The following is a 23,140-nucleotide window of genomic DNA, read 5'->3' on the forward strand; positions in this document are numbered from 1 at the left end:
TCCGGGCCAGCACGACATCCGCCAGCGTCCGATATCAATTCGGGGCGGCTTTGTCATTACTGCAGCCGTGTCGAACGAATCCGTTTCGGTGCCGCCTTGGTCTTGATGATCGCCGCGGGAAGATACTGCAGGTACTTGGAAACGGTGATCCCCGTGACGTCATAACCAGGCGCGTGCACGGTGGCGTCAAGCTTCGATCCGTCCAGCCATTTGCGACCACCGTCGGTAAAGTCTGCAAGCGTGCGTCCGACGATGACGATGGCCGCGTCGCGCTGATGGCGACGTGCGAAGGCGATGATGTGAGCTGCATGCGGGCCGGTAACATCGAGCGGATCATAGTCGCCATCGGTGAAGACATCGGCAAGCTCGCCCCGTAGTTTCAGAAGCTCACGCGTCCAGGCGAATTTGATATGGCCGTTAGACCAGATTTCGGACAGCGCTTCCCAGTCGGGGGTTCTCGTCTTTTCCAGGATCGCGACGCGTCCGGCGAAATCCACCGGGCGGCGATTGTCGGGATCGACCAGTGACGTATCGAAGAATTCGGTGCCTTGATAGAAGTCCGGCATGCCGGGGATCGTCGCCTTCAGCGTAATCTGGCTGAGTGAATTGAGTGCGCCGATCAAGGCAGTGCGCCGGGCAAAGGCGTCGATCTGATCGATGAACTCCCTTGACGCGAGGGGATCGAGAATCCGGGCGAGGAAATCCTGCAAGCCTTGCTCATAGGCGGCATGTGGATTGAGCCAGCTCGTCTCTTCCTTGCCCTCGCGGGCGGCCTTGAGCGCATAGGCTTGCATGCGTTCGAGGAAAGTATGGTCGTGTTCGTCCAACGGCCAGGCACCGATCAGTGCCTGATACAGCATGTATTCGAATGCAAACGAGGGTGAACGCATTTCGCCATCCACGATGATATGCGGTGCGTTGAGAACTTTCCAGCGGCTTGCCGCGGTGGCCCATTCACCCGGCAGTTCAGCCAGAGCCAGCAGGCGTGCGCGAGCATCTTCGCCTCGTTTTGTGTCATGCGTGGCCGTAGAGGTCATGCCATGCGGGAATTCGTTGACGCGCTGGATCATCAGCTTGTGGAAGCGTTGTACCGGCATCGCCCCGGCGGCCGGCTCGCCGCCTACCTCGTTGAATGCGAGCAGCTTATGATAGCGATAGAAGGCGGTGTCCTCGAGCGATTTCGCCATGGTCGGGCCGGTGAACTGCTGCACCTTGAAGGCAAAACGGCGTACGCGCAGCTTGCTGTGCGTGGGGCGGCCCGGCTTGAGAAGATCGAGCGTTAGTGCATCGCGCAAGAAGTCGAACAGGCCTTCGTCGGTGCCAAACCATTCGGCGCGTGCTTTGTCGATCGTGTTCGAGATAAGCGCGCGGTCGAGGGGGGAGGGACCAGCGGCGGTCAGATAGGTCCGATAGACCGGGAAGTGAAGGACGTAGAGTTCAAAAGCCTGGCGGAGCGTGTCGGCAGAGAAATCGCGCGTCGAGTAGTGGCCGTTCGCGATGCGCGCCAGCAAGCGTGTTAATACGGTGAATTCGGAGAGCAGCAGTGTATTGAGCACGCGGCGCTTGGCTTCGACTAGCAATGGTTCAAATGTCGGCGACGTATTGCTGACCTGCCGCCACGTTTCGCCGAGCGGTTTCAGGCCTTCGTCATCGGCCAGGACCTGGGTGATGGCATTGAGCCATTCGTAGCCTGTGGTGCCGTGCACTCCGGCGAAGGGCACCAGCTTCTCATCTTTACCGAGGATTTTCTCGACGACGAGATAGAACGGTTTGACCTTGCCCTGCGCCTCTCGGATCAGGCGGCGCAGACGCTGAAAATATTGCGAGGGATCGCGCAGGCCGTCGATGTGATCGAGCCGCAAGCCTTGCAGCTTGCCCTCGGCGATCAGCCGTTTCACCTGGGTGTGGATGGCCTCGAAAGTGTCACTATCTTCGACACGGAGGCCGGCCAGCGTGTTGACGTCGAAGAAGCGGCGATAGTTGATCTCGCTGGAGGCGAGGCGCCATTGGCCGAGCTTGTAATGCTGGCGCTCCAGCAGCATGTGCAGGGCCTGTATCTGCGCGGGACGATCCGGCGCGGCACGATAGGCATCGAGGCCGCGGGCGATGACGGGGGCCGCCCCCTCGATTGCGGCGAGCTGCTTTTTGAAAGCCGGCGCCTCGTTGCGATTGGGATGGCGCAAGCCTTTGTGTTTGCCGGCCAATGTCAGGATCGCACGACCGGCGGCGGTGTCGCCAGCGCCGGCTTCCTTGACGATCGCGTGCAGCATCTCGCTATAGCGTTCGGGTGCAATAGGTAAGCGATGCTCATAATACCAGGCTGAGAAACTGCCTTCGGAAGCATCGTATTTCAGCTCGATCTCACCATTCTCCAGCGCCTGGCCGTAAGAAGAGCCGATGATCGGCAGCAACAGGCCGCCACGGGCGCGATATGGCAGTGTCTCCCAATCGATGTCGAAAGAGACGGCGTGGGGCGAGGCTTGCCCCCATTCAAGGACGTCGAGCCACCACGGATTGTCGGCGTAATGCACGCCGACATGATTGGGTACGAAATCGAGGATGAGGCCGAGGTCGTTCCTCTTCAGGGCGGCGCTGAATCGCTCGAATCCGGCATCGCCGCCGAGCTCGGGATTGAGTTCTGTATGGTCGACGACGTCGTAGCCATGAGTCGAACCGGCGCGTGCCTTCATAAAGGGCGAGGCGTAGACATGGCTGATGCCGAGGGCCCTGAGATACGGGGCGATCAGCGCGGCGGCGTCAAAATCGAAGTCTTTCGTGAGCTGCAGGCGATAGGTGGCGGTCGGGATGGCCGGCGGCATTCACTTGTCTCCCATCCACCACTGGATTGCCCATGGTGCGAGCACGTCGCCTTGACGGCCCCAGATCAAGGTGCCGCTGGTTGTGGATGCGGTAACTTGCTTGTCGGAGAGATTGGCGCGCAACAGCAGTCGTGTATCGTCGCCCATTCTCCAGTCCGCGATGAGCAGGCCCTCGATCTCCTCGACCTTCCCGAAGCGTGCGCCGACACTGCGCGGGACGATGTGTTGCTTGCGCATCCGGAGCAGGTCGCGGACCATCGCCCAGCGCCGCCTGCCGGCGCCGCCTCGCATCTCCCAATCGATCTTGGCATGCTCGAAGGTCGCAGCATCGAGCGGATCTGGAACGTCGTCACCGTACTGCTCATAGGCGTTTGCGAATTCCTCGCGGCGGCCGCTGCGCACCGCATCGGCAAGATCGCCACGGAAATCGCAAAAGAACGGGAATGGCACCTTCGAGCCCCATTCCTCGCCCTGAAACAGCATCGGCACCATCGGCGCCAGTAGAGTGATAGCGAGCGCGGCCTCGATGGCCAGTGGCTCGGCAATGGCCTCCAGGCGTTCGCCGAGGGCGCGATTACCGATCTGGTCGTGGTTCTGCAGGAAATTGACGAAAGCGGACGGCGGTAATGCGCCGCTCGGCTCGCCGCGCATCGCGCCATCACGGTGAGCTGACGGCTGGCCCTGATAGGAGAAGCCGGAGCCGAGGGCCTGCACGACATGGCCGACCGGTGTCGGCACATAGTCGCTGTAATAGCCTTTATCCTCGCCGGTTAGCAGAACGTGCCAGGCATGGTGATAATCATCGTTCCATTGGGCACGATACTTGCCGCGCGGGGGATTGGTGGCTGGATCGAGCAGGGTGGCGCGGTTGTCGTCATTCTCCAGCATCAGATGAATCTGGCGTCCGGTATCTGCGGCGAACTTGCCGACTTCGCGGCTCAACTCATGTAGCATCGGGATCTCGCCCGGTTCGGCAATGGCATGCACGGCGTCGAGGCGCAGGCCGTCGAAGCGATAGTCGCGCAGCCACATCAGAGCGTTTTCGATGGCATAAGCGCGCGCTTGCGGCACGCGATAGTCGATCGCCGAGCCCCACGGCGTATCCGCGCCGCAGAAGAAGGTCGGCGCGTACAGGCCGAGATAATTCCCTTCCGGACCGAAATGGTTATAGACCACATCGAGAAACACGCTGAGGCCGCGCAAATGCGCTTCGTCGATCAGCGCTTTCAGGTCGTCCGGCCGGCCATAGACGTGATCCGGCGCATACCAGAGCACACCGTCATAACCCCAGTTGCGCGAGCCCGCGAAATCGGCAAGCGGCATCAATTCGAGCGCGGTGATGCCGGTTTTGACGATGTGATCGAGCTTGTCGATCATGGCGCGATAGGTGCCGTCAGCAGTAAAGGTTCCGACATGGGTTTCGAGCAGCACGGTCTCGTCCCACGGTCGGCCGCGCCAGTCCGGAGCGCGCCATTGATAGGCGGCGTGATCGACGATCTCGCTGGGGCCGCTGACGTCCTGGGGCTGGAATGAGGAGCCGGGGTCGGGTACGTCGATTCTGCCATCGATGCGGAACCGATAGGTGGCGCCTGCGGAAACACCGGGCACGTCGATGCCGTGCCAGCCATCCCCCTGCGGCGTCATCGGATAGGGTTTGTCGACGATGACTTCGACGCGGCCGGTCGCTGGCGCCCACAGACGGAATGTGGCGCCTTTGTCGGTGAGTTGCGGCCCGAAGCTGCGCGTGCTCATGCCGGCGTTCCCGCGAAAGCAAGCACGGAACGCGGCGGCGCGTCGACATCGGCGCCGGGCGGCATGATCGCAAGCGAGAGTTTGTCGTCGGCAGTATTCAGCACCTGGCGCCAGCTCTTGTATTCGGTGAGTTTGGGCAGCTTGAAGGGAATGCCCTCAGGCGCCGCGTTCAGGACAATGAACAACGGATTGCCGCCCTTTTCGTTCGAGCTCAGCACGTATGAGAGGAAGCGGCCATCCGGGAACGCCCAGTCGGTTTCGGTCATTTCCTCAGCGGAGGGCGTCAGCCAGAGGACGCCATAGCTGCCATCGGCGCGGCGACCGTCGAGCCATGTCTGCGATGTGATCTGCGGGAAGCGTTGGCGCAGCTGCGCCATGCGACCGATGAAATCTGTCAGATCGTCGTCGTTGCCCAGTCCATCCCAATTCACCCAGCCGATTTCGTTGTCCTGGCAATAAGCGTTGTTGTTGCCGCCCTGGCTGTTGCCGACTTCGTCGCCGGCCAGCAGCAGCGGCACGCCCTGGGCGAGGAACAGGCATGCGAGCTGATTCTTGCGGAGTTGGCGACGCAGCGCATTGATCGTGGGATCGTCGGTGGGCCCTTCGACGCCGAAATTGTTGCTATGATTGTCGTTGGAACCGTCGCGATTATCCTCTCCGTTGGCCTCGTTATGTTTCTCGTTATAGGCGAACAGATCGGCGAGCGGAAAACCGTCATGCACAGTGACGTGATTGATGCCGGCACGCTGCCTGCGGCCGTCATGGTTGAACACGTCGGAGGATCCGGTCATGCGACTCGATACTTCACCGATCAGCGAACCTTCGCCCGCCCAATAGCGACGCATGGCGCTGCGATATTTGTCGTTCCATTCCGACCATTGCGATGGATAGGCGCCCACCTGATAGCCGCCCATGCCGAGATCCCATGGCTCGGCCACCATCTTCACGGTTGCGAGCACGGGATCCTGTCGAATGGCCGTGAGAAAGTTGCCATTACGGTCGAAGCCATTCGGGCCGCGCGCCAGCGTGGTGGCGAGGTCGAAGCGGAAGCCGTCGACATGGCAGACCTCGACCCAGTAGCGCAAGGAATCCATCACCATCTGCAGCACGCGTGGATGGGTGAGATTCAACGATGAGCCGCAACCGGTGAAGTCATCGTAGTAGCGCGGATTGCCCGGCATCAGCCAGTAATAGGAGGCGTTGTCGATGCCGCGATAGCTCAGCGTCGGGCCGAGGTGATTGCCTTCGGCCGTGTGATTGTAGACGACGTCGAGAATGACCTCGATGCTGGCATCGTGCAACCGGGCCACCGTCGTGCGGAAGGCGTCGAGCGGATTATCGGGACCATAGCGCGCTTCGGGAGCAAAGAAGCCGAGCGTGTTGTAACCCCAGTAGTTGACGAGTTTCATTTCCACCAGGCGGCGATCGTCGACGAAGGCATGCACCGGCAGAAGCTCGATGCTCGTGACGCCGAGCCGCTTGAGGTGGTCGATCATCGCCGGCGCCGCCAGGCCGCGATAGGTGCCGCGAAGACCCGCGGGGACATCCTGACGTGTCTGGGTCAGGCCCTTGACATGCGCTTCGTAGAAAATCGTATCTTCCCAGGGGATGCTCGGCCGCGTCTCGCGGCGGCCCCAATTGAAGGTTTCATCGACGACGACGGCCTTCGGCATGCCGCGTGCATTGTCGCGGCGATCGAAGGACAGGTCCTCGCGCGATGAGCCGGTGCGATAGCCGAAATGCGCATCGCTCCAGACGAGGCGGCCCGCGAGCTTCTTGGCATAGGGATCGAGCAGAAGTTTGTGCGGATTGAACCGATGGCCGTGCTCCGGCTCATACGGTCCGTGCACACGATAGCCGTAGAGCTGGCCCGGGGAGACGTCGTTAAGATAGCCGTGAAAGACGTGCTCGTTATATTCCGGCAACTCGATGCGCTCGAGTTCGCGGCGGCCCTGGCCGTCGAACAGGCATAGCTCGACCTTCCTGGCATGTGCCGAGAACAAGGCAAAGTTTGTCCCCCGCCCATCCCAGCTGGCGCCGAGGCGGGAGGGCGTTCCGGCTGAAAGGCGCATCGATCAGGCTTCCGGTATGAGAAAGATCGCGGCGAGCGGCGGCACCGTGAGGCTGAGTTCGGGCACGAGTCCGGCGGCGATCACTTCGCCGGAATTGCCGACATTGCTGCCGCCATAGATGCCGGCATCGGAATTCAGGACCTCGCGCCACTTGCCGGGGAACGGCACGCGAACGCGATAGTCGCGATAGACGTTCGGCGAGAAATTGACGACGACGAGACACTGCGCGCGCGGATTGTTGCCCTTGCGCATCCAGGCGAACACGTTGCGGTCGGCATCGTCGGTGATCAGCCATTCGAATCCGGCTGCATCGCAGTCGAGTTCGTGGAGTGCCGGCGTGCCACGATAGAGTTGGTTGAGGTCGCGGATCAGAGAATGGATGCCGGCATGCCTGTCCTGTTCGAGCAGATGCCAGTCAAGCGAATGATCGTGGTTCCATTCGCGTTCCTGCGCGAACTCACAGCCCATGAACAAGAGCTTCTTGCCGGGATGGCCGAACATGAAGGCGTAATAGGCGCGCAAATTGGCAAAGCGCTGCCAGTCGTCGCCGGGCATGCGGCCGAGGATCGAACGCTTGCCGTGAACCACTTCGTCATGCGACAGCGGGAGGATGAAGTTTTCCGAAAACGCGTAGTGCAGGCCAAACAGGATCTGGCCGTGATGATGCCGGCGGTGGATCGGGTCCTTGCCGATATAGTTCAGCGAGTCGTGCATCCAGCCCATATTCCACTTGTAGCCGAAGCCGAGGCCGCCGAACTCAACCGGGCGTGACACCTGCGGCCATGCGGTGGACTCCTCCGCGGCGGTGGTGGCATTGGGAAACTTACCGAATACTTCGCGATTGAAACGGCGCAGAAATTCGATGGCCTCGATATTCTCGCGGCCGCCATATTTGTTCGGAATCCAGGCGCCGGCGGCGCGGCTGTAGTCGAGATAGAGCATCGAGGCCACGGCATCCACACGCAGCCCGTCCACATTGTAGCGGTCGAGCCAGAACAGCGCGTTGGAGACGAGGAAATTGACGATTTCAGTGCGGCCGTAATTATAGATCAGCGTGCCCCAGTCCATGTGCCGGCCCTGCAGCGGGTTGGCATGTTCGTAGAGCGCGGTGCCGTCGAAAAAGCCGAGGCCATGCGCGTCGTCGGGGAAATGGCCGGGGACCCAGTCGAGCAGAACGGCGATGCCTTCGGCGTGGCAGGCATCCACAAGCGCCGCAAAATCCGCCGGCGGGCCGAAGCGGCTGGTCGGCGCATACATGCCGGTGGGTTGATAGCCCCATGAACCGTCGAAGGGATGCTCGTTCACCGGGAGAAACTCCACATGGGTAAAGCCCATGTCGCGCACGTATTTCGGCAGCGTCTCGGCAAGATCGCGATAGGTGAGCCATTCGTTGTCGCCCTTGCGGCGCCACGAGCCGAGATGCACCTCATAAATGGACATCGGCTTGCCGAGCGCGTTGATCCCTTCAGGCGCCGGTCGCGGATGCGGGATCTTCTTCTCGTCGATCACGATCGACGCGGTTGCAGGCCGCATTTCCGCGGCAAAAGCGAACGGATCGGATTTCTGCGTGATTTGCTGGCCGTGCGGGCCGACGATGTCGAACTTGTAGCGGCTGCCGACATGGACGCCGGGAACGAACAATTCCCAGTAGCCGACGCCACGCACGCGCATCGGGTGCCGGCGAGCATCCCAGAAGTTGAAGTCGCCGACAACGCTGACACGTCTGGCGTTGGGTGCCAGCACCACGAAAGCAACGCCTGCGATACCGTCGAGCACCATCGGATGCGCGCCCAGCTTGTCGTAAATGCGCTGATCGGTGCCTTCGCCGAGCAGATAGAGATCGAAATCGGTCAGCAGTGGCGGAAAGCGATAAGGGTCTTCGAGATCGACGACACTGTCGCCGAAGCTGGCGCGGAGCTGGTACTTCGTTGATCCGTTGGCAAGCGTCCCGACGAACAGGCCAGCATTATGCACACGCTCCAGCGGCGTCGTGGCGCCGTGATCGTCGATGGCATCCACGCGCGCCGCATCAGGCAGGAAGGCCCGCACGATGGTGCGGTCGTTCTCCTTGTGCGGCCCGAGATAATGGAAAGGATCGGAATGGCGGCCTTCGATAATCTCATAGGCTTCGGCAGGAAGATTGATCATACGGATTCCTTCGGGCTGCCGTTCAGGATGCGCAGCAGACCGGCGAGCGGCACGCGCAACCAGTCCGGCCGATGAGCAAGCTCGTATTCGATCTCGTAGAAGGCCTTCTCAATCAGGAAGAATTTGAGCATGTCGTCGGCAGCCTTGGCATCGGCCGGCCACAGCCGCCTGTCGGTCATGGCTTCGCGATAGGCCTCGAGGAAAGCGTCGATGGCCCGGTCGCGCCACGTGGTCAGTGCGGTGGCGAGCTTGCCGTTCTCATCGGGTGCGATCTTTTCCGCGCGTTCGAGAGCGGCAGTGGCCGAATAGTCGATCGAGCGGATCAATCCTGCCACGTCCCGTGCGGCCGGCGCTTTGCGGCGACGATCCTCAATGGAACGGCGTGGCTCACCCTCGAAGTCGATGATGAAAATGTCGTCCTTGACGATCAGCATCTGACCGAGATGGAAGTCGCCATGATGGCGGATTTTCAGCCCGTCGATCCGGTTCGGCAGCAGGGTGTTGAGCGTCCCGCGCAGATCGTTGCGCAGCGCCAGTACGGCATCGATCAGATTGCGGTCGCCGTCGCGTGCGGCGTTGCGGCGCTGGGCGAGAAGGCTGAACACCGGTTCTGCACGGGTGACGATTTCATCAATCCACCGCCGGATGTCGGCATCTGTCGTCGGCTCCGGCTTGAAGTCGGGAATGTCTTCACGGCTTGCCAGCGCCATCTGCATTTCGGCGACGCGCAGGCCCGTCTGCGTCATGTAGCGGAGATATGCGATCTGGTCCTCGCTCATCTCGTGCGGTGCATCGGAGGCGATCAGGCGCTCTTTCTCGATGAAGCGATCGAGATAGCCTGAGCTGACGGTCCAGGCATCGCCCTGGTTCTGCACGAAGGCATGAACGATCGAGATGGCGCTGCGATCCTCGCCCTCGATCAGTTCGACGCTGCCGAGCAGGGCTGGCGTGTTGGCGAAGCCGGCGATCTCCGTGAGGAAATGGCCGACCTCGATCTCCGGATTGATACCGGTCTGCAGCTTGCGATAGATCTTGACCACATAATCGTTGTCAACCAGCGCGGTCGAATTGGACTGTTCCGTTTCGACGGCGCGGATGTTTTCCAGTTTATGCTGAGGCTTGTCGGTGAGCTTGCCGGTCGGACGGAATTCCAGCTTGGTGCCTTCGATTTCTTCCACCGTCACCGAATTCTGAAGATTGTAGAGCAGCAGGGAGATGAAGATCTCATCGGTCGCGACGTCGAGCAGCGTTCCTTCGCGCGCACCCTGGCGCACGGCGGCAAAAGCCTTCGGATTGTATCGATCGCGGTCGAAGCGCACCCAGTCGATCTGCATCGGCAGCACGTAACGGGACGTGACCCCGCGCTGGGTGGTCTCGAAGAAAGCGAGCCACGGCCGGTTGTCGCCAATCAGGCAGAACGGCGTGGCGGAGGTCAGGGTCGGCTGAATGGCTTTGGCATTGCGTTCAGGATACCACCGGGAGCGCGACAGGAAGCCGGGCAGCACATCGCGTTCGAACACGCTGCGGGTACGCGCGAGCGTCATCCAGGTCGAGCCGAGCGGCACCACCAGCGTTTCGAATTCAGGCGCGACAGCGGGCCGCGAATGTTCGGAGATATCGCGCTTTTCCAGCTGGAACCAGTAGAAGCCATAGGGAGCCAGGGTGATCATGTAAGGCAATTCGCCTATCGGCGGAAATTTGGTGCGGCCGAGCATTTCCAGCGGCACACGTTCCTTCCACGGCGACAGATCGAGCTCCGTCGCCTGCGCTGCGCGCGACAGGTTGGCGACGCAGAGAATGACCTCGTCGCCGAACTGCCGCACGTAGCACAGCACCGAGCGGTTTTCCGGGCGAATGAAGGTCATGGTGCCGCGGCCGAAAGCGAGCGTCGATTTGCGCACGGTAATCAGGCGTTTGGTCGCTGAGAGCAGTGACGACAGGCTGCGCGACTGCGCTTCTACGTTCACCGATTCATAGCCGTAGATCGGATCCATGATCGGCGGCGCATAGAGCCGCGCAGGGTCGGCGCGGGAAAAGCCGCCATTGCGGTCCGGCGTCCATTGCATCGGCGTGCGCACGCCATTGCGGTCGCCGAGATAGATATTGTCGCCCATGCCGATCTCGTCGCCGTAATAGATAATCGGCGTGCCCGGGAATGACAGCAGCAACGAATCCATCAGCTCGATCTTGCGGCGATCGTTGTCCATCAGCGGCGCGAGGCGCCGTCGGATACCGACATTGATGCGTGCCCGCGGATCGTTGGCGTAGGTGGACCACAGATAATCGCGCTCGACATCCGTGACCATTTCCAGGGTCAGTTCGTCGTGGTTGCGCAGAAACATCGCCCACTGGCAGTCGTTCGGGATATCCGGCGTCTGCCGCATGATGTCGGTGATCGGGAAACGATCTTCCTGCGCCAACGCCATATAGATGCGCGGCATCAGCGGGAAGTGGTAGGCCATATGGCATTCGTCGGAATTGCCAAAGTACTCCTGCACGTCTTCCGGCCACTGATTGGCCTCGGCGAGCAGCAGGCGGCCCGGCGCGTAGGCATCGAGCTCCGCGCGCAGGTGTTTGATGACCTTGTGGGTTTCCGGCAGATTCTCGTTATTGGTGCCGTCGCGTTCGACCAGATAGGGGATCGCGTCGAGGCGGAAACCATCGACGCCGGCGTCAAGCCAGCGCTTCATCACCTGCACGACAGCAGAAACGACGCGGGGATTGTCGAAATTCAGGTCCGGCTGGTGCGAGAAGAAGCGGTGCCAGTAATAGGCTTTGGCTTCCGGATCCCAGGTCCAGTTCGACTTCTCGGTATCGGTGAAGATGATGCGGGTGCCGTCATACTTCCGATCGGTATCGCTCCAGACATACCAGTCGCGGGCACTCGATCCCGCCGGACTGCGGCGGGCGCGCTTGAACCAGTCGTGCTGGTCGGAGGTGTGGTTGATGACGAGTTCGGTGATGACGCGGAGGCCGCGGCGCTTCGCTTCGGCGATGAAGCGCTTGAAATCCTTCATCGTGCCGAAGTCGGGATGAATGCTGCCATAGTCGGCGATGTCATAGCCGTCGTCGCGGCCGGGCGACGGATAGAACGGCATCAGCCACAGCGCCGTAACGCCGAGCTCCTGCAGATAGTCCAGCTTTTCGGTGAGGCCGATGAAATCGCCGACGCCGTCGTTGTTGCTGTCGGCGAAGCTCTTCACGTGCAGCTGGTAGATAATGGCGTCCTTGTACCAGAGCGGATCGATCGCATTGACGGGTTGGTCGACAGTCGGTCTGGTCTTGATATCGGTCATCACGTTCATAACGGGGCTTTCAGGCGAGGCAGCGGAACAGGGCGGCGGGGTCGCGTTGCGGATCGATACGCAGGCGAATGCCGCCCCATTCGACACCGTGGCGCTCGCCGGTGATGATGTTCTCGACAGCAGCCACGTTTTTCTTTTCGCCAGCCACCGTCACCTGGGTGTCGATGGGCAGCCAGAATTCATAGGGATCGCGCGAGATCGCAATGGCGCCGGCGACCGCATTGCTGCCGTCCACTGACGTTTTGACGAAGCCGATGATGTTGTCGTTGTCCACCGGCATGAAGCGGAGGTTGGCGGTTTGCTGCAGCGCCGGATTGGCGCGGCGGGCAGAATTCAATGCGGTGATATACGGAATAATGTTGCCGGGCTTGTGCCAGTCCCGAGTCTTGATCTCGTATTTTTCGGAGTCGAGATACTCCTCCTTGCCGGGAATAGCTTCGTGTTCGAGCAGTTCGAAGCCGTTATAGATGCCGTAAACCGATGACAGCATCGACGCCAATGCGACGCGCGACTTGAACATCCAGGGTTCGCCCGACTGCAGGTGATAGGGCAGGATGTCCGGTGTGTTGACGAAGAAATTCGGGCGATAATATTCACGTTCGGGATAGCCGCAGAGTTCATTGAGATACTGCTCTATCTCCCACTTGGCCGTGCGCCAGGTGAAATAGGTGTAGGACTGCGAGAAGCCGAGCTTCGCGAGACCCTTCATCAGCTTCGGCCGCGTGAAGGCTTCCGCGAGGAACAGCGCATCGGGATGCTTCAACTGCACTTCATGAATTGCCCATTCCCAGAAGCGGAGCGGTTTGGTGTGCGGATTGTCGATCCGGAAAATCCTCACGCCCTGATCGCACCAGTACAGCAGCATGTCGCGCAGCGCGTTCCACAGCGAGCCGGCGTCGTCGCAGTCGAAATCGGGGTTGTGGATGTCCTGATACTTCTTCGGCGGATTCTCCGCATATTTCATCGAGCCGTCGGGCCGGCGCTTGAACCAGTTCGGATGCTGCTTGACCCATGGATGGTCCGGCGAGCACTGCACGGCGATATCGATCGCAACTTCCATGTCATGCTGCTTGCAGGCTGCGATGACGGCGTGGAAATCTTCCAGCGTGCCGAGATCGGGATGGATCGCGTCGTGGCCGCCTTCCGCGCCGCCGATGGCGTAGGGGCTGCCGACATCGCCGGGCTCTGCGGTCAGCGCATTGTTCTTGCCTTTGCGGTTGGTGACGCCGATCGGATGTATCGGCGTGAAATACAGCACATCGAACCCCATCGCCGCGATGTCCGGCAGGCGTTCGATGCAATCGCGAAAGGTGCCGTGCTGGCCGGGCACCTTGCTCTGGCTGCGCGGGATCATCTCGTACCAGGCGCCGTTGCGCGCGCGCTCGCGGTCGATCATTAGTGGCAGCAAGGCCGAACGGGTCAGATCGGGCCGCGCCTGTGCTTCGGCCATGGCCTCGCGCAGTTTCGGCGAGCGCAGCGGCTCGGTCTCGCCGGTCCGCAAATAGGCCTCGCATTGCTTGACGATGAAAGCCGATGCCTCGGCGCCGCCTGATTGCGCCTTGGTCATCAGCTCCGCGCCTTCCAGTGCATCGAGCGTGACGTCCTGTCCGGCTTTCAGCTTCAGGTCGAAGCCATGGCGCCAGGTCGCGAATTCGTCCGTCCAAGCTTCGATGGCATAGACATGGCGACCGAGCTCGCTCGGCGTGAACGTGCCGTGCCAACGATCGTTGACGTCCAGGGTCATCGGGACCCGCTGCCACTCGCGATCCTGTTCGCGGCGCCAGACGATGGCGGCATCGATGATCTCATGACCATCGCGATAGATGTCGGCCCAGACCTCAATGGCTTCGCCCCGAATACGTTTGACGGGAAACCGGCCGCCATCGATGATGGGGAAGATGTCCTCGATATGAAACGCGCCGCTCATCGCGGAGGTCAGGGTGGTCTGGGATGTTCTGTTCACGGTGATGCCATCGACAAGAGAGATGTCAGGACCCGCGTGTGACGGGATCGCTGCAATCCTATAAGAAGCTTCGTGACAGGGGTTTGGTTCCCCTCGGAACCGAGCTTAAGTCATAGCGTTGGAAGTCGGCTATCCTCTTCTGTCATCTCATGAAATTTAGCGACAAACCTGCGATCGCCCTGGGGTTGTTGCCTTGCAAACAGCGTGCCGAATGGACCTCTTCGCCCAAGCTGCCGAACGCGACATTCAAACCGGTTTTCACGATGGACAAGGCCAGTGGCACACCACGGACGCTGCTGCGCTGGAGATGATCCTCGCCGCGTTGCCGGCGCGTGTGCCGCGCCGTTTTCTCGATCATGTGGTTGTCCTGCGGGCGGGTGAGGGTGGACGGACGCAGCTGACCGGAGCGGCGACATCGCCACTGAAATGGGAAGTGTGGGATCGTGATCGGCTGATGGCCGAGGGCTCGGCCAATGGCGGAGAGATCGTCTGGCCGGCAGAGCTGCCCGTCGGGGTGCATCGCCTGCGGCTTGCCGACGCATCCCTCTATTCGGAAGAAGCTGCGCTCGTCGTCGCGCCGGGCAAGGCCTATGCGGGGACGTTCGACCGCACGTGGATGCTTGCGGTCCAGCTTTATGGCCTGCGCTCCGAGCGCAACTGGGGCATCGGCGATTTCACCGATCTGCAGAACCTGCTTCGCATTGCCGCCGGCCTTGGCGCCGGCGGCATCGGCCTCAACCCGCTGCATGCGTTGTTCGACGATCGCCCGGCAGAATGCAGCCCGTATTCACCGAATAGCCGGCTCTTTCTCAACCCGCTCTATCTGGATGTCGAAGCGCTACCCGAATTCGCCGGTGCCGCCGACAGCGAACTCGCGCCGCTCCGGCGCTCGATGCTCGTGGATTATCCCGCGGTCGCCGCCGTCAAGTGGAAGGCCTTGCGTGCGGCATTCCAGCAATTCCAATCCGATCCGGCGTCGCCGCGGCAAGCCGCCTTTGCCGCTTTCCGCAAGGAACGTGCGCCGCTGCTGACGCGGTTTGCCTGTTTCGAGGTGTTGCGGCATCGCTACGGCACCGCCTGGTGGGATTGGCCCGCCGAATGGCAGCATCCGGATGATGTCAAATGCGCCGAACTGCGTGCAGGGCCCGATGGCGCTGAAGTCGCCTTCTTCGAATATGTGCAGTGGAATGCCGATCAGCAGCTCAGGGCCTGCTTCGAATTGGCCACCGAACTGAAGATGCCCGTCGGCCTTTATCTCGACGTCGCCGTCGGCGTTCAGGCCGGGGGGTTCGACGCATGGAATGAGCAGGTCGCCATTTCGCGGCATCTGTCGGTGGGAGCGCCGCCGGATGCATTGCAGCCGGCCGGGCAGAATTGGGGCCTTGCCGGCTTTAACGCCGCCGGCCTCGAAGCCCAGGGCTTCGCGCCGTTCACGGACATGCTGCGCGCCTCCATGCGTTATGCCGGGGCGATCAGGCTCGATCACGTGCTTGGCCTGAATCGTCTCTATGTCGTGCCGCACGGCTATCGCCCGGATAACGGCGCTTATGTCAAAATGCCGCTGGAAGCGCTGCTTGCCGTCACTGCGCAGGAGAGCGTCGCCAACAGATGCGTGGTCATCGGCGAGGATCTCGGTACCGTACCGGAAGGCTTTCGGGACCATATGGCCGCATGGGGCATTTGGTCCTACCTGGTCATGATGTTCGAGCGCGATGAACGCTATGCTTTCCAGGGCGTCGATCACTACGCGCCGAATGCGCTTGTCACGTTCAATACCCACGATCTGCCGACTTATACCGGCTGGCGCAGCTACCATGATCTGCAGCTCAAACGTTCGCTTGGCATTGACCCCGGCGAAAGCGACGACGCACGGCGCTATGCCATCGAGATGCTCGATGCGGCGTTACGCCATCAAGGTATAGATCGCGCCGACTTCTTCGGTGTCGCTCACTTTCTCGCGCGCACGCGAACCCGTCTCGAGGCTATTGCGTTGGAAGATCTGCTCGGCGTCAGCGATCAACCGAACATTCCCGGCACAATCGACGAGCACCCGAACTGGCGGCAACGGTTGCCGGCGACTGTGGAGACGCTGGCCGGAGCGATTGATCGTGACGCGCTGCACGTTGCGACTGCGGACAGGAGTTCGTCCGCATCGACGTAAATTTGGTCAGATGGCGGAGAGAACTTGTACAGCAACATCGAAGATTACGCTCTGATCGGCGATTGTGAGACCGCCGCTCTCGTCAACCGGAACGGATCAATCGACTGGCTGTGCTGGCCGGCCTTCGATTCCGATGCCTGCTTCACGGCGTTGCTCGGCACCAAGGATCACGGCCGCTGGTTGATAGCCCCGGCCGCCCCGATCAAAGCCTCCAGGCGGCGCTATCGTGGCGACTCGCTCATTCTCGAAACCACGCTGGAGACGGACGACGGGATCATCACACTGATCGACTTCATGCCGCCGCGCGGCGCCGCCTCCGATATCGTGCGCATCGTCCGCGGCGACCGCGGCAAGGTCAAGATGCGGATGGAGCTGATCATCCGTTTCGGCTTCGGTGCGGCCGTCCCCTGGGTCAAACGCGACAAGGATGGCGCGGTGCTCGCCATTTGCGGGCCCGACATGACGGTACTGCACACGCCCGTGGAGACACATGGTGAGAATCTCACCACCGTCGCCAAGTTCGAGGTCGAGGCGGGCGAGAGCATTCCGTTCGTGCTGACCTATGGACCGTCGCATCTGAAAGTGCCGGCGCCGATCAACGTCGATGAAGCGTTGAAGGATACCGAGGAATTCTGGAAGGAATGGAGCTGCCGCTGCACTTACAAAGGCGAGCATCGGGACCTCGTGATGCGCTCGCTGATCACGCTGAAGGCGTTGATCTACGCGCCATCGGGCGGCATCGTGGCTGCGCCGACGACGTCGCTTCCCGAAAAACTCGGTGGCTCCAGAAACTGGGATTATCGGTTTTGCTGGTTGCGCGATGCGACGTTCACGCTGCTGGTGTTGATGAACAGCGGCTACACCGACGAAGCACGTGCCTGGCATCGCTGGCTGCTGCGCGCGGTCGCAGGTTCGCCCGCCGAGATGCAGATCATGTATGGCATCATGGGGCAGCGCCGCCTGCTCGAATGGGAGGCCGACTGGCTGCCGGGTTATGGCGGCGCGCTGCCGGTGCGCGTCGGCAATGCCGCTCATGCGCAGTTGCAGCTCGATGTTTATGGCGAGCTGATCGACGCCTTTCACCAGACCCGTGTTGCCGAACTCGATCTCGAGGATGGCACCTGGGCAGTGGAATGCGAGATTCTCGAACATCTCGCCTCGGTCTGGAGCAGACCCGACCATGGCATCTGGGAGCGCCGGGGCCCCGGCAAGCATTACGTGCTGTCGAAGGTCGGTTGCTGGGTCGCTTTCGATCGTGCGATCAAGAGCGCAGAAAGCTTCAATCTCGAAGGCCCCGTTGAAAGATGGAAGGAGCTGCGCGACGAAATCCATCGCGACGTCTGCGAGAAAGGATTCGATCCCCGCGAAAATACATTCGTAGAATCCTATGGTTCGGACGTGCTCGATGGCGCGATCCTGCTGCTGCCGCTCCTTGGTTTTCTCCCGGCGGACGATCCTCGCGTGACAGGCACGATTGCTGCGGTCGAGAGACATCTAATGCGCGACGGCTTCGTGCTGCGCCACGACCCGCGCGAGGTCACCGGTGAGGTGCAACCCGCCGAGGGGGCCTTTCTTGCGTGCAGTCTGTGGCTGGCCGAGGCTTATATCAAAATGGGGGAGATTGCGAAGGCGGAAGAGCTGTTCAATCGTGTGGTGGCGATCGCCAATGATGTCGGACTGCTGGCGGAGGAATATGACAGCGGCGTCCGGCGCCAGACCGGCAATTTCCCGCAGGCGCTGACCCACATTGCCTTGGTCGCGGCGGCGCATAATCTGGCCAACGCAAAAAGGCCGCAGGAGAAGAAGGTTGAGAGGGCGAAGTGATGCCCTAAGCTCTGCCCTCATGGTGAGGAGGCGCGACTTATCCGCCGAAATTCGAAGAGTGAAGACGCGCGCTAAAACGCGCTCCTCTCAAAAAGAGGTCTGGGGCGCTTTTCGACTGCTTTTGCTCGGAACAATGCCCGTTCGGCTCAGGATCTCGATTCTCCCTCATCCTGAGCAGCCGCGCAGCGGCGTCTCCCGGCGAATGGCGTAGCCATTCGCAAGGGATGGCCGAAAGCGCCGAGCCAAGCCATCTCATGGTTCGAGACGGCGCCGTCAGCGGCGCAATTGCGCCGCTAGGCCTTCTCACCTCAGCCTGAACGCAACTGCGTTCAGGTGGGAGGGACAGAGTCTGTTGTGCTCCGTCTGGGCGACCAGCAGCGCCAAACTACGGACTGCATTTCCAGTCAGACACTCTCTCTCAGGATGAGGCGAGCGTTTGAGGTTGCGGTGCTAAGAAGCAGCATTCCTCTTCAGGATCATCTCCACCGCCCCCGCAAATCCCTCATCCTCGTTCGAGGTCGTCACCGCCGACGCCTTGCTTTTCACCGCGTCGCTCGCATTCCCCATCGCCACCGAGAACCCGGCGACCTCGAACATCGGCAGATCATTCTGCATGTCGCCGACGGTTGCGATGGCGGCCAGAGGCAGGCCCAGTCGCTCTGCCATCGCCTTGACGAACGTCCCCTTGCTTTGCGCCGGCGGTGTCACGTCGAGATAGTAGTTCTGCGACCGCACCGCGACGGCGCTGTCGCCGAGCGTCTGCTGCATTTCCAGTTCGCAGCGTTCCAGCATCGCGAAATCCGCGCTGGCACCGACGATCTTGCAGGCTTTGGCGAGATAGGGCGTAAAATCTTCGACCATCAGCGGCGCATGCTGGATCGTGTCGCGTTCATGCGGCACATATTTGCCGTCGTCGCGCTTGATGACCCAGTCGTCATTGGTGAAGATCCAGACATCGACGCCGTATTTGCCAAACACGTCGAGGCTCTGTTTGGCCGCGGCCTCGCCGATCAGATGCTGTGTAATCGGCTTCAGGTCGCCGTCTACCATGGAGCTTCCGTTGAAGGGGCCGATCGGCAGTGTAATCGCCAGCGGAGCGATCAGGAAGCGCATGCCGACCGGGGGGCGGCTCGAAGTGATGGTGAAGCCGATGCCGTTGTCTTCCAGTTTCTTCACCGCGGCTTTGGCCTTGTCGGTGAGGCGCTTGTCATGGGTCACCAGCGTGCCGTCCACATCGGACACGACGAGGGCGATCTTGGTCATGATGCGGTCCTTCAGGTCGGCAGTTGCTTGGCGATGGCATCCACGATGCCATCGATGTCATCGTCGATCGACACCGTAATCGGACGCTCGTCGGGGCCGGGCACTTCCAGCGTCCTGAACTGGCTGTCGAGCAGCGACGGCGGCATGAAGTGATTCTTCCGCGCTGCCATCCGCTTGGCAATCAGTTCCTTGGAGCCGTTGAGATAGATGATGCGAATATCGTGCCGCCCGTGCAGCAGGAGATCGCGATAGACGCGTCTGAGCGCAGAACAGGCGACCACGAGCTTGCCGCCGTCGGCAATGACGCGGTCGATCTCGTCGGCGATGCTTTGCAGCCAGGGCCAGCGGTCGTCGTCGGTGAGCGGCTGGCCGGCGCGCTGTTTCTCGATATTGGCTTTGGGGTGGAAGTCATCGCCATCGGCGAAACGCCAGCCGAGCCGGTCCGCCAGCGCCCTGGCGATCGTGCTCTTTCCCGAACTCGACACGCCCATCACCACCAGCGCGTTGGGGGAACGATCAGACACTGTCGCCCTCCGGCAGTGCGGCGCGGTCGCAGAGCCAGACGGTTTCGCCGTTGGACCTGGCCCGATTGGCGGGCAGGTCCTCGCCGGCCAGCACGCGGCCGAGAATGGCTCGTTTGTCCTCGCCGCTCATCAGGAATAGCATCTCGCGGCAGGAGGCGAGCGGTGGCAGCGTCAGGCTGACGCGCGGCACGAATGGTTTGACATGCGCTTCGGGCACGCCGACCACCCAGCGATCGGTAACCGCGATGCCCGGATATCCGGGAAACAGCGAAGCGATATGGCCGTCCGGTCCGACGCCGAGCAGCACGAGATCGAATAGCGGCCTGGCCGGATCGAGCCGGCCGCTGCCGTGGAACGCCTGCAGCTCCCGCGCATAAAGCGATGCCGCTTCGTCGGGGTTTGCGGCATCGGTCCTGATTGCATGGATGTTGGCAGCAGGCGCGCAGCGATCGAGGAATGCGCCCTTTGCCATGGCCATGTTGTTGAGGACATCGTTCTCGGGCACGAAACGATCGTCGCCGATGAACCAGTGTACGCGCTCCCACGGGATGCGGTTGCGATAGGTGTCGGTGGCGAGCAGTTCGTAGAGCCGCTTCGGGCTCGATCCGCCGGTGAGACAGATCGCGGGTCGGTCCTTGTTCGCATCGATGCGTTTGATCAGCCGCTCGGCGGCGGCTGCCGCGAGAGCCGCCGCGTCCGACACTTCGATGATGGTGCGGTGCCCGGCCATGATACGACCCCCGTGGCTCAGCTCAGCACGCGCCAGCTGCGCCCGTCGCGGGTGAGGAGTTCATTGGCTTCCTCCGGCCCTTCGCTGCCGGCCTGGTAGATCTTGAGCCCGTCCTTGCCCGCTTTCTTCCAGGCGTCCAGGAACGGCTGTACCGCACGCCAGCCGGCTTCGACGCTGTCGGCGCGCTGGAACAGGATATTATCGCCGATCATGCAGTCATAGATCAGCGTCTCATATCCGGTGGCCGGCGACGCGTTGAAATAGTCCTTGTAACGGAACTTCATCTCGACCCCATCGATCTCGACGGCGGGGCCGGGCACCTTGGTGTTGAACTTCAGCGAGATGCCTTCATTCGGCTCCACCGCGATCACCAGATAGTTCTCGGCAAGGCTCTCCATCGACATATCCCGGAACATCGCAAAAGGGGCCTGCTTGAACTTGATCGCGACTTCCGTGCGCTTGATGCCGAGCGCCTTGCCGGTGCGCAGATAGAATGGCACGCCGGCCCAGCGCCAGTTGTCGATCATCAGCTTCAGCGCCGCGTAGGTTTCAGTGGTTGAGCCCGGCTTGACGTCTTCGGTCTTGAGATAGTCGCCGATATCGGTGTCGCCCACATGGCCGGCGACATATTGCGCGCGCACCGAATTCTTCAACGCCTCCTGCTCCGTCTGGATGGTGACGGCAGCCAGCACCTCGGCCTTTTCCGAGCGCACCGCATTGGCCTCGAAGCGCGACGGCGGCTCCATGGCGACCAGCGAGAGTAGCTGGAACAGATGGTTGGGCACCATGTCGCGCAGCGCGCCGGTGGCATCGTAGAAGCTGCCGCGATGGCCGACGCCGATTTTCTCGTCCACGGTGATCTGCACGTGGTCGATATGGTTGCGATTCCAGATCGGTTCGAACATGCCGTTGGCGAAGCGCAGAACGAGAATGTTCTGCACCGTTTCCTTGCCGAGATAATGATCGATCCGGTAAATCTGCTGCTCGTTCATCAGGTCGAGCAGTTCCTTGTTCAGGGCCCTGGCTGAAGCGAGGTCGGTGCCGAACGGTTTCTCGACCACCAGCCGGCGCCAGCAGCCGTTCTCCTTCAGCATGCCGGTGCGGCCTAGCTGGCGCGCGATCGGTGCGAACGCCGTCGGCGGCGTGGCGAGATAGAACAGGCGGTTGCCGCCGGTGCCGCGCGCTTCCTCGAGCTGGTCGAGTTGCTCCTTCATGCGGTCGAAGCTCTCCGGTTCACTCGGATCGGCCTCGATACAAGTGACGCAGTTCAGGAGCTTCTGTGCGATGGCATCGTCGACCGGCCGTGTCGCATATTGCTTGAGGCCCTTGAGCAGATCCTCGCGGAGCGCCGCGCCGGTCATGCCTTTGCGGGCGATGCCGACCACGCAGAATTTCTCCGGCAGCAGGTCGGAGGCCTGCAGATTGTACAGCGCCGCAATGACGAGGCGATGGGCGAGATCGCCGGTGACGCCGAAAATCACGAAAGCGCAGGGGTCCGGCTTTTTGGTCTTGTCGTTGGGTGTGGCAGTCACGGAAAGCTCCGTCGTTTATTTGACGATGTCTGGCGCGTCCTGCCGCTTCGGATCCGGATGCTGATCGGGCTCTTTGTGGCCGCCGAAACCGGCGCGCATCGCGGACAGAATCTTTTCTGCAAAAGTATGCTCCTGCCGCGAGCGGAAGCGCGCGAACAGGGCGGCGGTCAGCACTTCGGCCGGCACCGCCTCGTCGATTGCGGCGTTCACCGTCCAGCGGCCTTCGCCGGAATCCTCGACGAAGCCGGAATATTCCTTCAGCTCGCCGCTCTTGGCCAATGCCGATGCCGTGAGGTCGAGCAGCCATGATGGAATGACGCTGCCGCGGCGCCAGACTTCGGCGATGTCGGGCAGGTTGAAATCGAAGCGATGTGCTTCCGGCAGCGCCTCGATATTTGCATTCTTGAGAATATCGAAGCCCTCGGCATAGGCCTGCATCAGCCCGTATTCGATGCCGTTGTGGATCATCTTCACGAAATGCCCGGCACCGACCGGCCCGGCATGGATGTATCCCTGTTCGATGCGCGGATCGCGGCCGTCGCGGCCGGGCGTGCGCGGGATATCGCCGATGCCCGGCGCCAGCGTTGCGAAGATGGGATCGAGGCGATCGACAACCTCCTTTTCGCCGCCGATCATCATGCAATAGCCGCGATCGATCCCCCATACGCCGCCGGAGGTGCCGACATCGATATAGAACAGACCCTGCCGCTTCAGCGCCTGGCCACGGCGCACGTCATCCTGCCAGAAAGTATTGCCGCCATCGATGATGGTGTCACCTGGTTCCAGCAGCTTGCTCAACGCGTCGATGGTGGTCTCGGTGATACGCCCGGCCGGCAGCATCACCCAGATATGGCGGGGCTTGTCGAGCTTCTTGACGAAATCCTCAAGGGACGATCCGCCCACGGCGCCTTCGCCGGCGAGGGCCGTGACGGCCTTGGCGTCCTTGTCATAGACCACCGCGGTGTGGCCGTTCTTCATCAGGCGGCGGACAATATTTCCGCCCATTCGGCCGAGGCCGATCATGCCGAGCTGCATTGGTGATGTCCT

General features: G+C 61.6%; 13 protein-coding genes. 2 read left to right on the forward strand and 11 right to left on the reverse strand.

All coding sequences use genetic code 11. The features are described from left to right. Positions 1 to 56: 56 nt before the first annotated feature. Genes treY through E0H22_RS08165 form a run of 6 tightly spaced genes read right to left on the reverse strand, consistent with a single transcriptional unit; the run spans position 57 to position 14,023 of the window. A complete protein-coding gene (gene treY / locus E0H22_RS08140) occupies positions 57 to 2,819 on the reverse strand; it encodes a malto-oligosyltrehalose synthase (protein ID WP_233025157.1) in 2,763 nt (920 codons plus the stop codon). Next, the gene (gene treZ / locus E0H22_RS08145) at positions 2,820 to 4,571 is read right to left on the reverse strand and encodes a malto-oligosyltrehalose trehalohydrolase (protein ID WP_233025158.1); all 1,752 of its coding nucleotides are present in this window, start codon (positions 4,569 to 4,571) and stop codon (positions 2,820 to 2,822) included. After that, a complete protein-coding gene (glgX, locus tag E0H22_RS08150) occupies positions 4,568 to 6,643 on the reverse strand; it encodes a glycogen debranching protein GlgX (protein ID WP_233025159.1) in 2,076 nt (691 codons plus the stop codon). The genes treZ and glgX overlap by 4 nt, the downstream gene beginning before the upstream one ends. 3 nt (positions 6,644 to 6,646) lie before the next feature. Further along, entirely contained in the window at positions 6,647 to 8,791 is a 2,145-nt protein-coding gene (gene glgB, locus E0H22_RS08155) for a 1,4-alpha-glucan branching protein GlgB (protein WP_233025161.1), read from the reverse strand. Further along, on the reverse strand, positions 8,788 to 12,096 hold the full coding sequence (treS, locus tag E0H22_RS08160; protein ID WP_233025163.1) for a maltose alpha-D-glucosyltransferase: 3,309 nt from the start codon (positions 12,094 to 12,096) through the stop codon (positions 8,788 to 8,790). Before treS ends, glgB begins: the two co-directional genes overlap by 4 nt. A 10-nt stretch (positions 12,097 to 12,106) precedes the next feature. Next, a complete protein-coding gene (locus E0H22_RS08165) occupies positions 12,107 to 14,023 on the reverse strand; it encodes an alpha-1,4-glucan--maltose-1-phosphate maltosyltransferase (protein ID WP_233026196.1) in 1,917 nt (638 codons plus the stop codon). A 247-nt stretch (positions 14,024 to 14,270) separates the two neighbouring features. On the opposite strand from E0H22_RS08165, the gene malQ reads away from it, so the two are divergent. Then, positions 14,271 to 16,220: a 4-alpha-glucanotransferase gene (gene malQ, locus E0H22_RS08170; RefSeq protein WP_233025164.1), complete on the forward strand. Its 1,950-nt coding sequence runs from the start codon at positions 14,271 to 14,273 to the stop codon at positions 16,218 to 16,220. Positions 16,221 to 16,244: 24 nt separating this feature from the next. Next, positions 16,245 to 18,044, forward strand: a complete 1,800-nt coding sequence (locus E0H22_RS08175) for a glycoside hydrolase family 15 protein (protein WP_233025165.1) — start codon at positions 16,245 to 16,247, stop codon at positions 18,042 to 18,044. 450 nt (positions 18,045 to 18,494) lie between these two features. On the opposite strand, the gene E0H22_RS08180 is transcribed toward E0H22_RS08175, so the two are convergent. The 5 genes from E0H22_RS08180 to gnd are packed head-to-tail and all read right to left on the reverse strand — an operon-like array spanning position 18,495 to position 23,128. Beyond that, complete coding sequence (locus tag E0H22_RS08180) at positions 18,495 to 19,307, reverse strand: HAD family hydrolase (RefSeq protein WP_233025166.1); 813 nt, start codon at positions 19,305 to 19,307, stop codon at positions 18,495 to 18,497. Positions 19,308 to 19,318: 11 nt separating this feature from the next. Continuing rightward, complete coding sequence (locus tag E0H22_RS08185; RefSeq protein ID WP_233026201.1) at positions 19,319 to 19,798, reverse strand: gluconokinase; 480 nt, start codon at positions 19,796 to 19,798, stop codon at positions 19,319 to 19,321. 25 nt (positions 19,799 to 19,823) lie between these two features. After that, on the reverse strand, positions 19,824 to 20,561 hold the full coding sequence (gene pgl / locus E0H22_RS08190; protein WP_233025167.1) for a 6-phosphogluconolactonase: 738 nt from the start codon (positions 20,559 to 20,561) through the stop codon (positions 19,824 to 19,826). Positions 20,562 to 20,578: 17 nt separating this feature from the next. Further along, on the reverse strand, positions 20,579 to 22,093 hold the full coding sequence (gene zwf / locus E0H22_RS08195) for a glucose-6-phosphate dehydrogenase (RefSeq protein ID WP_233025168.1): 1,515 nt from the start codon (positions 22,091 to 22,093) through the stop codon (positions 20,579 to 20,581). 15 nt (positions 22,094 to 22,108) lie between these two features. After that, positions 22,109 to 23,128, reverse strand: a complete 1,020-nt coding sequence (gene gnd / locus E0H22_RS08200) for a phosphogluconate dehydrogenase (NAD(+)-dependent, decarboxylating) (protein ID WP_233025169.1) — start codon at positions 23,126 to 23,128, stop codon at positions 22,109 to 22,111. Positions 23,129 to 23,140: the final 12 nt, after the last annotated feature.

The organism is Rhodopseudomonas boonkerdii (genome assembly GCF_021184025.1).
GTDB lineage: Bacteria > Pseudomonadota > Alphaproteobacteria > Rhizobiales > Xanthobacteraceae > Tardiphaga > Tardiphaga boonkerdii.